General features: G+C 44.2%; 17 protein-coding genes. 11 read left to right on the forward strand and 6 right to left on the reverse strand.

The window, feature by feature from the left end:
• Positions 1-253: 253 nt before the first annotated feature.
• Positions 254-487, reverse strand: coding sequence for a hypothetical protein (locus tag ACYOR7_RS09795; RefSeq protein ID WP_479913761.1), 234 nt, complete (start codon positions 485-487; stop codon positions 254-256).
• 483 nt (positions 488-970) lie between these two features.
• Here ACYOR7_RS09795 and ACYOR7_RS09800 point away from each other — a divergent pair, with 483 nt between their 5' ends.
• From ACYOR7_RS09800 to ACYOR7_RS09825, 6 genes are all read left to right on the forward strand, one after another.
• Positions 971-1981, forward strand: a complete 1011-nt coding sequence (locus ACYOR7_RS09800; RefSeq protein ID WP_479913762.1) for a metallophosphoesterase — start codon at positions 971-973, stop codon at positions 1979-1981.
• A gap of 762 nt (positions 1982-2743) precedes the next feature.
• Positions 2744-3040, forward strand: coding sequence for an Sso10a family chromatin protein (gene sso10a, locus ACYOR7_RS09805; RefSeq protein WP_479913763.1), 297 nt, complete (start codon positions 2744-2746; stop codon positions 3038-3040).
• Positions 3041-3141: 101 nt separating this feature from the next.
• Positions 3142-3258 carry a C2H2-type zinc finger protein gene (locus tag ACYOR7_RS09810; protein ID WP_479913764.1) on the forward strand — a complete coding sequence of 39 codons (117 nt, stop codon included), beginning with the start codon at positions 3142-3144 and terminating at the stop codon, positions 3256-3258.
• A 664-nt stretch (positions 3259-3922) separates the two neighbouring features.
• Positions 3923-4087: a hypothetical protein gene (locus ACYOR7_RS09815; protein WP_479913765.1), complete on the forward strand. Its 165-nt coding sequence runs from the start codon at positions 3923-3925 to the stop codon at positions 4085-4087.
• A 171-nt stretch (positions 4088-4258) separates the two neighbouring features.
• On the forward strand, positions 4259-4420 hold the full coding sequence (locus tag ACYOR7_RS09820) for a hypothetical protein (RefSeq protein WP_479913766.1): 162 nt from the start codon (positions 4259-4261) through the stop codon (positions 4418-4420).
• 1296 nt (positions 4421-5716) lie between these two features.
• Positions 5717-5911 (forward strand): hypothetical protein, encoded by a 195-nt coding sequence (locus ACYOR7_RS09825; RefSeq protein WP_479913767.1) that lies wholly within the window; start codon positions 5717-5719, stop codon positions 5909-5911.
• Between the two features lie 117 nt (positions 5912-6028).
• On the opposite strand, the gene ACYOR7_RS09830 is transcribed toward ACYOR7_RS09825, so the two are convergent.
• The gene (locus ACYOR7_RS09830) at positions 6029-6655 is read right to left on the reverse strand and encodes a mechanosensitive ion channel family protein (protein ID WP_479913768.1); all 627 of its coding nucleotides are present in this window, start codon (positions 6653-6655) and stop codon (positions 6029-6031) included.
• A 268-nt stretch (positions 6656-6923) separates the two neighbouring features.
• Here ACYOR7_RS09830 and sso10a (ACYOR7_RS09835) point away from each other — a divergent pair, with 268 nt between their 5' ends.
• Both sso10a (ACYOR7_RS09835) and ACYOR7_RS09840 read left to right on the forward strand, forming a co-directional pair.
• Positions 6924-7208 carry an Sso10a family chromatin protein gene (gene sso10a, locus ACYOR7_RS09835; RefSeq protein ID WP_479913769.1) on the forward strand — a complete coding sequence of 95 codons (285 nt, stop codon included), beginning with the start codon at positions 6924-6926 and terminating at the stop codon, positions 7206-7208.
• Positions 7209-7363: 155 nt separating this feature from the next.
• Positions 7364-7837 carry a hypothetical protein gene (locus ACYOR7_RS09840; RefSeq protein WP_479913770.1) on the forward strand — a complete coding sequence of 158 codons (474 nt, stop codon included), beginning with the start codon at positions 7364-7366 and terminating at the stop codon, positions 7835-7837.
• Positions 7838-7906: 69 nt separating this feature from the next.
• Here the strand turns inward: ACYOR7_RS09840 and ACYOR7_RS09845 are convergent, their stop codons facing one another.
• Complete coding sequence (locus ACYOR7_RS09845) at positions 7907-8188, reverse strand: hypothetical protein (RefSeq protein ID WP_479913771.1); 282 nt, start codon at positions 8186-8188, stop codon at positions 7907-7909.
• Between the two features lie 431 nt (positions 8189-8619).
• On the opposite strand from ACYOR7_RS09845, the gene ACYOR7_RS09850 reads away from it, so the two are divergent.
• Complete coding sequence (locus ACYOR7_RS09850) at positions 8620-9246, forward strand: hypothetical protein (protein WP_479913772.1); 627 nt, start codon at positions 8620-8622, stop codon at positions 9244-9246.
• A gap of 843 nt (positions 9247-10089) precedes the next feature.
• On the opposite strand, the gene ACYOR7_RS09855 is transcribed toward ACYOR7_RS09850, so the two are convergent.
• Positions 10090-10248: a hypothetical protein gene (locus ACYOR7_RS09855; RefSeq protein WP_479913773.1), complete on the reverse strand. Its 159-nt coding sequence runs from the start codon at positions 10246-10248 to the stop codon at positions 10090-10092.
• Positions 10249-10506: 258 nt separating this feature from the next.
• Here ACYOR7_RS09855 and ACYOR7_RS09860 point away from each other — a divergent pair, with 258 nt between their 5' ends.
• Together ACYOR7_RS09860 and ACYOR7_RS09865 are read left to right on the forward strand one after the other, a co-directional pair.
• Positions 10507-10710, forward strand: a complete 204-nt coding sequence (locus tag ACYOR7_RS09860; protein ID WP_479913774.1) for a hypothetical protein — start codon at positions 10507-10509, stop codon at positions 10708-10710.
• Positions 10711-10989: 279 nt separating this feature from the next.
• On the forward strand, positions 10990-11148 hold the full coding sequence (locus ACYOR7_RS09865; RefSeq protein WP_479913775.1) for a hypothetical protein: 159 nt from the start codon (positions 10990-10992) through the stop codon (positions 11146-11148).
• 706 nt (positions 11149-11854) lie between these two features.
• Here ACYOR7_RS09865 and ACYOR7_RS09870 read toward each other — a convergent pair.
• Positions 11855-12124, reverse strand: coding sequence for a hypothetical protein (locus ACYOR7_RS09870; RefSeq protein ID WP_479913776.1), 270 nt, complete (start codon positions 12122-12124; stop codon positions 11855-11857).
• A gap of 431 nt (positions 12125-12555) precedes the next feature.
• Positions 12556-12834, reverse strand: coding sequence for an Sso10a family chromatin protein (sso10a, locus tag ACYOR7_RS09875; RefSeq protein WP_479913777.1), 279 nt, complete (start codon positions 12832-12834; stop codon positions 12556-12558).
• Between the last annotated feature and the right edge of the window lie 397 nt (positions 12835-13231).

The raw sequence follows: 13231 nt of genomic DNA on the forward strand, positions 1-13231 counted from the left end.
ATCTCTCTCTATGTGTGTATGTGTACTGCAACGGGGCGGAGGATTCTTGCCAAAGAAGCCCTCTCGGGATACGAGACCTTTCTTGCTTAGTTCCAAGGCGCTCCATTATCTTTTTTCAGAAAGGTATAGCAAGGTCAGGCCCGGGCATTGTTAAGTAATCGGGTCATGAGCCTTGTCTCGTTATTGCACATTACCCGAAGAGCTAACAGAACCCATATTTCGTTGCAAATATGGTTGCTGCAAATAATCTCTTTCAGGACTTTTGCTGCGCCTTGTCGCCCTTCTCTCCCTTCTTCCATACCTGTATCTGGCCGCCGTATACTTCATCATCATACACAAATGCAGGAATTTGGGCGTAGTATCCTTCCCTGCCAGAACTAAAGGTCTTTGCAGGTAATGGGATCTCATGCTCGGTTCCGTCCGGCATCCGTATAACTGCAAACGCGATCTTGCTTTTTGGCTTTGACGAGTTTGGCGCTTCGGGCATGTCTCGATCTTAGAGCATGATACCCATTATAAAAGAAGAGCTCGACAAGGGTTCCAGCTGACGGCGTGTTTTGTTTCTCTGTTTTTTAGAAATTTTCAATCTGGTACTAACTTCAAGAATCTTGGCACTATATTGGATATAACTAACCATGACGAAAGTGAGTGGGAGAAGTGGGGGTCGAAAGGCGCATCGCGAATCCAATCTATGCCACCAACACATATTGCACTACGTGTAAGGCGAAACGGCCGTTAGGTACCAAATTCTGTCCTGAGTGTCGGAGAAGAGTGCGCACGCACAGTTATCATCGCAAGAAAGGAGATAGTGAATTGAGGGACGTGAGGTAGCGAGGTATATAGTCGGCAAACCTGATTTCTCTAACATATGTGTGTACGGGGCCGGGTTTGACCCCGATCGCGGCTCCGGCTATAGACTGCAAGTACCTCTGAAAGGTTAGCTTTTATGGAATGTTTGCAAGAATGTGTTATGGGAAATAATTCTGCGTCGAGTGAGGGAGCGCCTAACCTGGATGTCATTTCTTCAAATTCTCCAAAGATAATTGAGGTAGAAAACGCGATAGTCGTTTCAGATGTTCATCTGGGATACAACAAAAGCAATACTTCTGAATTTATCAAATTCCTGCAGGATTTAGTCGATGATGGTTCAGCATCAAGATATGCCATTTTTGTAATTGGAGACCTGTGGGATTACTGGCGAGACCACAATGTCATAGTTTCGTCCGAATCTGACAGTGTTCTGTCGCTTCTCAATAAATTCAACCAGGTGTACTATACCCCGGGTAATCATGACCATGTAGTCATGCATGCAAAGGAGGATTACCCGGATTTCAGTTGCTACCACATTAGCCGGTATTTCAGAGTAAGGAGCGGAGACGTGAACTTCTTTTTGCTTCATGGCCACGAACTAGAGGTAATCTCAAAACTCACGTATCTAACGGTCGATGAATACGAGAAGATATCTGACCAACTGTGCAGGATGAATGACGAGGAAGGCAAGGTTGCAAGCTATTTGCATGAGATATTTCACAAGCTGGTGCCGGGTCGTCAGGTAGAAATTGGCGACTTGTTGCAACCTGCAGAAGAACGAAAGGGAATGGATACAATAGACAAATTTGCAAGGTCCAAGGCCAAGTATCCTCTTCTAGGCATGCAATTGGGCGACATATTGATATTTGGTCATACACACAGGCCATTTTTCGACCCGCAGAATAATGCGATTAACACGGGGGGATGGATATCCAGCATGATCACACCAGCTTGGTTCAAGGCAAAATATGGGAACGACAAGGTGTGCTCAGGATGGTATGTCAGGATAGAAAGAGGAAGTTACGAACTGGTGCCCTACAATGTGCATGGTGTTGATATGAAGGACGGGAAGGCTGGAGATGATGGTAGCAAGGAGTCTCTGAAGGAACAGCTCACAAAACAAACTTCAAATCTGGTTTCAGAATTGATAGGAAAAGATCACTCGACATAGAATAGCTCTCTGCTGCTTCTAACGGGAAGCAGGCACGCGCCGTTAGGTATTGTTAACCTATTGTCGGCCACAGCATATACTCTTGAGACAGTCTTTTAGCCGACGATTAGTTAACTGAGCCTCGCATGTATCTTGCCATCGTCCCATTTTTGATGGCAGCTCCCATTTTGCTATCCTTACCGGAGTTTCCACTTTCTCTTATTGTGCTAGCCGCATCTGTAGCAAGCCTAACTGGTTTTAGATTGATGTAGAAAAACAAGACACGATTTTAGATTGGACAAACATTACTCCCACGCGCAAGCATTCTTTTTCGCATCGGCACTCTAAAATAACTCCGGCATTTTCCTAGCTTCTCTATGCCAAAAGAGAAGTGTGAAAATTGTTGTGGCAGAGGTTATGTCTTGACCGGCACAAGCACTTCAGCCTGTGAAAGGTGCAAAGGCAACGGGACGATTAACTCTAATATGATGAGCAACTATTTTGGCTGAAGAACCTTGAGAGGTCAGGGGAGCGGTACTTTGAGTTGGACTCGGGGGAGTAGCGGTGAAGTATTCTCAGGAGTTCGCTCAGCCTGACCCCGTTGTTATTCTTTATAGAAGAAGAGCACTATATCAGAGAATAGAACAAAATTTCACAATTAAACGAGCTACTACCTCATTAATCTCCCAAGCTGCTTCTGCCTCTCCCTCTTCCTGATTCTTAATGTGATTTCTCCTCCAAAAGGCATGCATACACCTTAAAATCTTCGTGCGAAAGCTTTGCATGAAGAAGTACCGAAGCAGGTTGGATATCACTGCTGAAATTCTAAAAATAGCCCAGGTCAGTAATGGAGTTAACAAGACCAAGATAATGTACAGTGCATTCCTGTCTTTTCCACAACTAAAAGAATATCTTGCTTTCATGTTGGAGAACCAGCTCTTGGAACATGTTACAGAAAACAAGAACCTTTATCGTACGACAGAAAAGGGCAAGCGGTTTTTGAATAGCTGTAGAGAAATGACCAGCATGTTGTTTCCTTCTTCTACAAAAGAGAAGACCGTAAGAAAAGCAGAGGCCTGAAAAGTTAATGCGGCTTATTCTGGGTTTCGGGCTGATAGACTTTCCCTAAAATTACATACTCGAACGCTGTATATATCATAAAGACCATATTATTAGCTAGAATGAAGTTCCCATCAATCGGTAAGAAGTACAAATGCCCGATCTGTGGTGACAAGTTCAAGACAGAGTCAGAGCTAGAAGCCCACCGGGTAAAGATGCACGCTACCTCGACGGGTTAGAGAGTGCATCAGAGATAAAACCCGGGAAAAGATAACGTTCGCTGGTTAAGCAAGGCTTATCAGCTACTCTCTGGAGCCTTCGTCATGAGACGACGCATGGAAAAGGTGGAAGAAGTAAAAAAAGATAGATGATCTGCGTTCACTCGGCGTTGATCCGAGAAGAATGAATGAACTTAATGATAAAAAGGAACTTGAAGAACTGGCTGATAACCTAAAGCAATCAATGTTGCAAGATTACAGGACTGCATATAGCGGAACGGGCCGCAAGCATAAACAGGAGTAAAGTGCGAGAGCTGCTTGAAGTCCTCCGTTTGACTTCTCCCTTCTAGGTGGCTTGTAGTCGGCCCGCCTAACCCACTGCTCCAGACAGCCTAAAGCTATCAGTTAACGGTCAAAGTGAAAAATAATACCTGCGCCAGTCCTGTGAAGTCGTACAAGCGCAGGCGTTGTTCTTTGGTACACGCCACAAGCATCAGGCCAGAGCCAATGTCTGGCTAGCTCCTGTGCAGCGTATGACATCACTAAAATTCCAGAGTGATTTATCCGTTAGCTTGAGCTGTCCTGCCTAGGGGAAAACACTGTCTTTTGCCAAATTACATCTGCCGGCGACGGACGGCAGGATCGATACTCTATAAAATAATGTTGTGTTTCTAAGATACAAGATATGTCATCAATGAGGAATGCGGACATTGAAGGAGCTAAGTTGGGCGTTGAAGTTGTAATTAGGCATGTGTCTGCCCATGCGGACTTTAGAGGGAAAATAATGCAGCTTGACAAAGAATGTACGATATGTCAGAATTACTTTGCAGATGAGCTTGCCAAGCTCTAGGATCCTAAACAAATCGACAAGAGCGTCTCTATTTACTCTGGCATGACCGCGGTCAATAGATGAATAAGAGACTTCCTCTCTAGGATAAGTGTGCTGTAACAATAATTGAAAGACCCAACAAAAATGAGAACTAGAACCTTGGCCAATTTACTCGAGAAGAGCTCTCGTCACTTGAAAGAGTCGTACGAAAACCTTGAAGACATCAAGGCTCTGCTTCCCTTGGCCAAGACTCCTCAGGAAAGGACTGCCCTGAACATCATTCTTGATAACCAGAAAAAGGTAATCAAATCTCTGGAGAGGCTTACAAATGACCTTTCAGAAATAGGCGGTTAGATACAAAAAAAGATGAACTAGATAAATGAAACAAGAATCGACGAGTTGTCTCGAAAAATGATTACAGAGGTGGGCGTCCTTGCGAGTCTCAGAGAAAATTGTATTGACGCAGTAACAGAATCTACAGTTGTAGACTTCGCAAGCTCCGCGCTCAGTGACCTGTAGTCAGTCATTGACCGTCGGAGGACATCCAAGTGCTATAAAATGAATGTAGTTGCATAAATCTATAACAATCGGCGGGAGCGCCAATGCGGTGTCAATATTAGCACAATACTTCAAAGTATGGTTGCAGAAGCGTTGTTCATTATACCCGCGCTACTTATGTTGGGCTTGGCATCACCATCGTTATGTGGCGCGGGTATTTTGCCAAGAAGGAAAGATTAATCCCTCGAGACTTCGCTTCGAAGCACCTATTCGCATAATTGCCATTTGTTAATGCTTTGGTCCAAGAAAACATACATTAGAAAAAATAAAGGTAGAAAAAAGCCGCTCCCTCATTCAGAGTCCTGAGCACTGTAATGTAAATAGTTCTCGGCGTCTTATCGTGTTCGTTGATCTTGTGAGTCAATTTAACACAGCGTTTACCGTTTCGCCAAATTTCGTCAGCAGCAAATGGCCGCCAGACCTGCCTCGTTGAATCTTGACTGCTTACGTATAACTCTCTAAAATAGGTGCCGTTACGAATCTTGAAAAGGCGGTTGACTTCCTCGGAGGCGTTTCGATGTCGGATGATGTTTGCTGGAACTCCCGCCGGACTGCCTGAGCGTACTTTTCGAGATATTCCACTAGATACAGCTCGCTTGAAGGGGTTGATAGTCTAGAATGAACCAGGAGTCATTTACACGTCTAGGCGAATACCAACTAGATGAAGGCATAGTAGTCCAAAAGTATTGCAGAAATGTCTGGATAAAGCAGAGTACGAATTGCCTTCTCTTTAGGAGATTCTAAAGGCGCCAAATTAACGCACTTTCAGACCCCGATTAGTAGTTACCATTGGTAGCGACCGATACTAGTCAATCAGTAAATCTTGGCTCATCTTCGCCGCCTTCAAAGGTATATGCCGATATGAATGAACGACGGAGATGAGCCGGCGACACTTTAGGGTAGCTGTGCCGCTGACTCTCGATTGTAGAGGTGTAATTAAAGCAGCAGGTGTACACTGCATTGCCATTTCAAAAGCTGAAAACCAAGGGGTCTAATCACACCAAGACAGAGAAACTAATCGAAATCATAAAGGCGGGAATAGAAACTGCTTATTTTTAACTCTTTTAGGTTAGTTTTACGTTGAATTTACCTATGGTACAAGAGTATGATTCACGCGTCGGTTCAGATAAGAAAAAGCACGACAAGAAAAACAAGCCGCGTGCAGTACCTTGGGATAATAATAAAAAACAAGATAATGCAGCCTCCAGTGGTGCCGTGGCTGCAGAAAAGTCAGAATCCGAGACATCAAAAGACCGAAAGAAGAATAGACCAGCGGGCGTACATTAAGCATCTGGTTTGATTTCCGGACATACCTCTTGCACGGCGCAAAAGCATTAAGAATCAGAAGGAGAAGCCGCTCTGCCTACGACAGATGAAAATAATGGACAAAATACGACGGCCAATTTATTTGGTCTCCTTGTTGGTACTCGTGTTTGATATATTTGCGCCGATGGTAGGATTCTTGATCAAGACAAGCCACGTAGTCACCATGGATGAATTGGAAGCCAGCATTTCGTCCTGACTGCTATCAAGAATCAATCTTGTATAGAGGAGACTAATGTCCGTCACTCTGCCTTTCTGCCCAAACACAATAATGACATCGCCTATCCTAAATGGACGTGTGATGGCCAGATATAATCCTGCAATAACATTCCCAATCAAGTTTGAAGATGCGAAACCAATGACGAGACCTGAGATGGTACTAATGCTTGCAGCTATTACTGGATTCTGCGAGAGGTAAGAAATTATGAATGCAATAACAATAATGGCGCCTACGATTCTGACCAGACTTTTGATAGAGTTGGCAGTGGGTGTGGATTGAGTCAGAGCGAGCCTATAAGAAATCGTGCTAAATATTTCGATGATAAAATAGCCGACAATAATGACTTCAATGACTTGTAAATAGAGCAGATATTGGCTAGGCACCATTGGTTGGAGTACGTTAGTAGTAATAGCCAGAATTGCTCCAAGAACAAACCCCAGAAAGAGCGTCCATTTGACGACAGAATGTCTTGCCTGCTTGCCCGTCATTGTTTTAGACTCCGCAATACTCTTCATAGTAAGAGTTTTTTGCTAACCGGCTTCTAAAGAATTTCCTAATTACTGCTCGGCCTGTAGATATTCTCCCAATGCCAATATACCTGGCAGTTTAAGTCCTCACGTTTGGGGATGGAAGTTTTTGTTCTTTTGCTATCATTGAAATCCGTAGGGCTGATAATGGCCTCGCCGGGTTTGTGGTAAATTAATCATTTCAGTGAGAGACCGAGACTCTTTTAAAATATAATTCCCTATAAAACTTATGAAAAATAGAAGTAGATTGGATATAAGTGCGAAGATTCTAGATGTAGCGCAAGCCGGAGCCGTAAAGACCAGAATCATGTACGAGTCATTCCTATCGTTTCCTCAGCTGAGGGACTATTTGGAGCTCCTGCAACACCAGGGCGCGCTAGATTATGTGGAAAGCGAAGGAAAGTATTACACCACAAAGAGAGGAATGGACTTCTTGAGAGGATACAAAGAGATTGGCCAGTTGATATCGCCAAAGAAAATAAGGATGACCGAGCTCATGACGCCCAGACAGTGATTTAACACAATCTCAGACTACCTTCGGCAGTTACCATCAGTAGCGACTATTGGGAGAGCGGAATCCCTGGAATTAGATAGCCCCGCAGGGTGTGATAAACTCGAGAGGAACTAACAGAGAAAAGGTAAATAGTACTAGAAGTAGTTTCTATCGAAATGGGCAAAGAGACCTGCACCGTCTGCGGAAATGAACTGGGCTTCATGAAATATTCACCAAAGAAGGAATGGGGAATTAACGGAAAGAGGTGTGGTGAGTGCTACAAGAGAGCCGACCTAAAGAAACAGTTTGCAGAGGCTACGGCAATTATGGATGGCTCCTCCCGACCTGTCTCAAAGGAAGAGAAGGAGGAAGCAAAGGATGACAGAAAAGAACGGGATGCGATGCTCCGGCTCCGGACAGAACAATACAAACTACTGTGGCAGAAGAACGGCATAATACAATTCAAAAATGAGCGTATTGCCATCCTAAAGCGTGCGTGGGGTGCCCAGGTGGAATTCATCATTGCATCTGATGACCTGACAAATGAAGGGTACGAATTGAAAGCAATAGATGAAGGTAAGACGCAAGAAGGGGGATTCGGTCAAAGCGGCGGCGTATCCAGTTACTACTACTTCCAGAAGCGAGTGTAGTCTGGAAGTTGCTAGCCAAATGACACATTCCAGTCTAATTTCCAGGAACAAACCTTAAAATCAGAATTGCTACTTCTCATACTTCAATTCTTTCAAACGCCGGTTAACCGATTCAAGAATATCCATAAGTAGTTCTTTGTATGCAATTAACACTTTCTCCTGATTGCTCCGCGTGATGGAATCGATTCTATCAATCATGTATTCTGTCTCTCTGGAGATGTTGTTAATTTGATGCTGAATGGATACTTTCTCTTCAACGGCCATAGTCATCGATGAGACTAGGTCATTGACCGCCTTTGCCGCTACTTTCGCCTTCTGGCTTATTTCTTCCAAACCATCTTCTTTTTTCAAAGATGAAGTTGTCATGATATTGTAGGGTTAAAGTATCGTTAATCTATTTCGGTAATGACTGGGCCAGTCAGGCGCTAGACTCCTATCATTTGAATCATAGATGGCCCCGCCGGATATTCTGAAGCCGTGAAGCGCTAAACAGAGGAAATGCCCCGGCGGGGCCAGGTCTCACTATTGCGTATCTTTGCATACTTGCCATCTTTTAAAACAATAGAGTGCACATAGCAAACAGATGCAAAGCTATTCGAATCTGCGAATATTCGAACCTGCTCAATTTCTTTCGGAAAAGGCTACCATATTCCTAGTGTAAATCTTCATAGCATTACACTGGAATAGTCGCTCAAGAAGTTTTATTGTAATTACATTACCATGCGTTGATAGATAATGGACAGTTTCTAATCTCGTTAATATCTGAATGGCGAATTTGACCTATGTCTTATGACATAAACAATACTAAGCCCGGCACTGGGAAAGCCAGAATGCGGCGAATCCTGACAGCCATAGTGCTGGCGGGAGTACTTGCAGCATCGACGACTCTGATAACCCTAAATGCGTACGCACAAGGGGAAGGAAAGAGCACAGCGACAAATGGCGTGGTAACGATAAATGGACCTAGGACAATTGCATCCAATGACTTTTTGGTGGTCTATAGCTCTACACCCTACCACATAATGAAAGGTCAGCTAACCATGAAAGTACCATGCGACGACAAAAGCACAACCTCTCTGGAAGTATTCGTTGGGAAGTCACCAAATCTTAGTGCTGCAAGCCCGCAGCCAGTAAAGGAGTTATCAACACCTGGAAAGGAGTGCGTATTTCATCTAGATATTGTATCTCATCAAGATTCGAACAATCCCATAATCTCTGATGTAGTCGTGAAGAACACCGGCAAGGATGAGGTAAAATTGTCTGACACCAGCTCGATATCACTCACAGTAACTGAAATCATGGCAAATCCAGGTATCGGAGCTCAGGGTCAGCAACAGCCCACACAGGGAAATACCGGTGGCAATAACACAAACAGCACGGCCCATCCATCAGGCAACATGACATCATAAGTGACTGCGGAGAGTCGCCTAACAACCTCTTTTTTTTCTTCTATGATTATTCGTACCCATTCTATGAGACATCAATTAAAAATTACAGAATCGATAGGCTATCAGAATATCATAAAACAGCCAGGTTTACAAAGAAAACGGATGCAAAGCAAAGATGCAACTTCCTGAAAGTCATTTAAAACATGTGTCTGGTCAATGCGGCAGTGCTAAAGCCATTTCAAACAAGGATAGCCACAATGAAGACCAGTAAGGTGCCGCTGTACTGTGTAAGATGTTCAGCAAAGGCTACAACTGAAGCGCTGTTTCAGCTAGAAGGGTGCATCGTAGTCCAGAAATATTGTGATAGGTGCTTGGATAAAGCAGAGTACGAATTGCCTTCTCGTTAGGAGATTCTAAAGGTGGCGAATCAACACAATCTCAGAGTACTGTTGGTGACTACCATTAGTAGCGACTATTGGTAGTGTGGCTGATTCGAATATTCGCATATGTGCGTATTCGCATATTCGAATATTCGAATATGCGAATGCTAGTGGCTCCCCCGAGTAGCCAAAGCTCGAACTAGCCTTCCAAAGCCAGTTCAAGGTGGCAGTTAGGGTCTGTGCAGCCCTTCTTATGGGCCTGAATCTTGGTTAGAACACTTATAGTGAGCCTTTGTATTTCCTTCTCTGCCTTCCCGTATCGCGCCATTCTCTCTTAGTCAGATACCCTACTGATAGGTCATTGACGTTAGGCGAAGGGAAAAGGATTGCGATGTCTTCGGAATCCAAGGGAGAAGGGGTTTCATTCTCCTCCCCTGTAAGAAACCCCCACCCGGCCTCGTTTCCCAGTAGCCCTACGCCAAATTCATGATATGGCTTCTTCGACTACTACCTTAACCTGCTTGCCTTTCAGCGGATTGATGTCTTTGTGAAACTCTTTCGGAATTACGATGATAAGTTTGTCGCCCATCGTGCTTACTTTTCCAATGAATTTCACTGTGGTCATTTCGTTATACGGCAGCATGTTTTGGTATCCTATGTTATAACCTAGCCGTATAAAAGGGTATACAAGCAGATACTACAGTATACTTATTAATGGTGTATACGTTGGTATACATATGTCATCCTACAAGATGGAGAACGTAAAAGATATGCTACGAAAGTCACTTCGGGAAAACAAGCTGTGCTGGCGACTTTATGTGCGGGAATTGCAAAATTCTTGAAAATTTGCTAGTTCCTAGAGACTATGCATGTCCAAACTGTGTAGGGGTGATTGCATAGGATGAGCGAGCAACAACAGCAACCAACCTTCCAATACAGCGTCAAAATCGACACAACTGCCAAGGGAGCTGCAGTAGTGACAGTCCATTGTTTTGGGAATGACGCTGAAGCGACGCGGCTTCAAGCAGTGGAGCAGTACGCCAAGACCATTGAAGACCTGAAGGGCAAGGGACTGACAGTGGCAGCAGAGGGAGGTAAAGCCTAGATGATTCACTCAGAAAACCAATCCGCAAAACGTAACAGCAATCACGAAAGGCAACGCGTAATGACTCAAACACAGGAGAAAGCAAAAGCGAAGACCATCACTGTACCCTTATCCGACAACCAATACAAGGTGCTGAAGAAGATTAGCATCCTTCGAAGATGAAAGAGTCGAAGAATTCTCTACTGACGCAGTAACGGGCGTCCTGGAATCGTTTGTAGATATGTACTTCTATATACACCACCCTCGTCGTAAGGAAATGTTGGAGGCGGTGAGGCAATAATGGTAGACTTCAAGCTTGGAGCAATAACAGACGCAAAACTGGCGCTAGCAATTAGCCGGACGTTGCCGCTGTATCCGCTAACTTGGGAATTGGAGACCAAAGATGGCAAGACGACCCTGAGCGTATATGCGGATTGGATGAAGAGACCATCCAGCTAATGGAGGCATTAAGATAATAGCAGTCAAACAGAAGGTAATGGAGTATGGAGCTAATCGTACGCTCCATATCCGCCTCCCCGATAGGTACTGGGACGTCTTATTTGCGATGACTCAGATGTCTGGTCAGAGGCCGGAAGAGCATTGCAGGGAAGCAATAGAATGCGATATCAAGACATCCCTGGATGAACCAGAATACTTTGGAAAGTTGCTTTGCGATGGATGGCGAGAGACATTAAAAGACAAATAAAAGGTCAGAAGGAGCTGGTGCTATTAGCCACACAGAGCCCTCTTCTGACCTATGACAGCTGCATGAAGGAAGTGGATACCTTCTGCGATAACTCTTCCATCATTTGACATTAAAGGAGTGCGTGTACATTGAGTGAAAATGCATCTTAAATGCAAAAAAGTCCTTAATAATAGTTCTACTGTAATGATTTATGTCACATAAGTACGAAATTAGACACTCTTTAAGAGATAAGAACGCATTACCTTCCTACTGTCACTTGTGTTCAAAGCCAGCAACGAACGATGTACTGTTCAATACGCAAGAATTTACCGTCCTGCAGAGATATTGTGATGAATGTCTGCCCAAGGCTGAATTTGACACGCATCTAAAGAGCAGTGATTATCCCAAAGGAACGACTTCCGGAGTAGGACCTCGAATATCCATTTGTTAATCTAAAGGAGTGGCAGAGGTTACTCCTATTCAGGATTGTAAATCAGGACGTTTGAAGAGCCAGAAGTAAAGCCGTTCATACGCTTCGATCTCACACAAGTAGAATTGCGCATCTTCAACGTCGGTCGATTCCTCCTTTAGCAAGTAAAGCCCTGTCAGAATGCGATGAATCTCTTCCCTGTCTCGGGGTCCGTGCCGGATTATCATTATCCTGATAATGGCGTCTCTCATCACGAGAGGGTTGTTGTGTTTGTCAGTGATGCCTGGCCGGAGAAGGTCACAGTACTTTTCCAGCATCATTGCTTCTTTTGGCTTGTTTGGGTTGCTGGGACTAAAGGGGTTCTCTGACCATTTCACCGGCTAGCTCTCGGAGGGTCAAAGATATTCTAGATGGGGCTCGGGGGAGAGGGAGCTAAAGGTTTATCCCGGTATTCTGTAATAGAATCAATGGAATATAGTATAGGTTGCTCTGGCTGGTTCTCTTCAGGTTGGAAAGGTTTTCGTTTAGTCCCCTGTTTCACCTTCCCGAAAATGGCGAATCTCATTATTATTTTCACAGCGAAGCTCCATCAAGATGCTCTCATGCCCTGATTGTGGCTTACATTTGGAAGAAGGCTCACTCGATGCTGAAGATTTAACATATTACTGGAAGTGTGAATCGTGTAAGAGCGAGTTCAAACTGGACGACTTGAAACAACGAATATCCAAAGCATAGAAGCCGATAGTCCACCCTATCGGAATCTGCCTACTTTCGGTCTGAGTGCCTCTGCCACCTCGTCATAGGCTTTACGGAAGGTAGCACCCTTCTCAGTAGTGTGGTAATGCCTCGTATCTATAACATACTCCAACATGCCATTTTCTTGCAAGAGCTCCAGATACCCGTCTAACTGTGATACGGAAAGATATGCTCCATACATTATTGCAGTCTTTCGGGCCCCTCCGTCGGCCTCTTCAAGTATCGAAGAAATAATTTGAGCCTTGCCTCTATGTTTTATCATATTTTCTATCATTTCTTTAATGCTCTCCTACTACTAATGGGAATCGAATGCTATGGAAGATCTCGCAATAACCAAGTTAATCTAGCGTTTTATAGCTAGATGACGATGGATAGACTACTACTGCAACAGAAAACAATTCCACAGGTCCTGCCTCCTACTCCTGTTGTCATTTCTAGAGGCAGGGCCAATGTTCATTGCGGGTATGTCCCAAGCTTCATCACGTAACACTGTTCCCTTGTTTTCATATATCATAGTGTCAAATTGATGTTGCAGAAGAAGTAGACCCTGCAAGGATAGATAGAGTCCTGCTCCCCTGGGTACCTTACTCGTCTAATCATAGGCTGAGGGAAGAGGGCCATTAAAAAAATGACTCATAGAACCCTTTTTTTCTAAGTTGTAGTCCCTCTGG

Source organism: Candidatus Nitrososphaera sp. 86-2 (assembly GCF_056726185.1).

Excerpts from the sequence above, each read along its gene's own strand:
- ACYOR7_RS09795 (WP_479913761.1), bottom strand. The coding sequence starts at position 487 with ATGCCCGAAGCGCCAAACTCGTCAAAGCCAAAAAGCAAGATCGCGTTT.
- ACYOR7_RS09800 (WP_479913762.1), top strand. The coding sequence starts at position 971 with ATGGGAAATAATTCTGCGTCGAGTGAGGGAGCGCCTAACCTGGATGTC.
- sso10a (WP_479913763.1), top strand. The coding sequence starts at position 2,744 with ATGAAGAAGTACCGAAGCAGGTTGGATATCACTGCTGAAATTCTAAAA.
- ACYOR7_RS09810 (WP_479913764.1), top strand. The coding sequence starts at position 3,142 with ATGAAGTTCCCATCAATCGGTAAGAAGTACAAATGCCCGATCTGTGGT.
- ACYOR7_RS09815 (WP_479913765.1), top strand. The coding sequence starts at position 3,923 with ATGTCATCAATGAGGAATGCGGACATTGAAGGAGCTAAGTTGGGCGTT.
- ACYOR7_RS09825 (WP_479913767.1), top strand. The coding sequence starts at position 5,717 with ATGGTACAAGAGTATGATTCACGCGTCGGTTCAGATAAGAAAAAGCAC.
- ACYOR7_RS09830 (WP_479913768.1), bottom strand. The coding sequence starts at position 6,655 with ATGACGGGCAAGCAGGCAAGACATTCTGTCGTCAAATGGACGCTCTTT.
- sso10a (WP_479913769.1), top strand. The coding sequence starts at position 6,924 with ATGAAAAATAGAAGTAGATTGGATATAAGTGCGAAGATTCTAGATGTA.
- ACYOR7_RS09840 (WP_479913770.1), top strand. The coding sequence starts at position 7,364 with ATGGGCAAAGAGACCTGCACCGTCTGCGGAAATGAACTGGGCTTCATG.
- ACYOR7_RS09850 (WP_479913772.1), top strand. The coding sequence starts at position 8,620 with ATGTCTTATGACATAAACAATACTAAGCCCGGCACTGGGAAAGCCAGA.
- ACYOR7_RS09855 (WP_479913773.1), bottom strand. The coding sequence starts at position 10,248 with ATGCTGCCGTATAACGAAATGACCACAGTGAAATTCATTGGAAAAGTA.
- ACYOR7_RS09860 (WP_479913774.1), top strand. The coding sequence starts at position 10,507 with ATGAGCGAGCAACAACAGCAACCAACCTTCCAATACAGCGTCAAAATC.
- ACYOR7_RS09865 (WP_479913775.1), top strand. The coding sequence starts at position 10,990 with ATGGTAGACTTCAAGCTTGGAGCAATAACAGACGCAAAACTGGCGCTA.
- ACYOR7_RS09870 (WP_479913776.1), bottom strand. The coding sequence starts at position 12,124 with ATGATGCTGGAAAAGTACTGTGACCTTCTCCGGCCAGGCATCACTGAC.
- sso10a (WP_479913777.1), bottom strand. The coding sequence starts at position 12,834 with ATGATAGAAAATATGATAAAACATAGAGGCAAGGCTCAAATTATTTCT.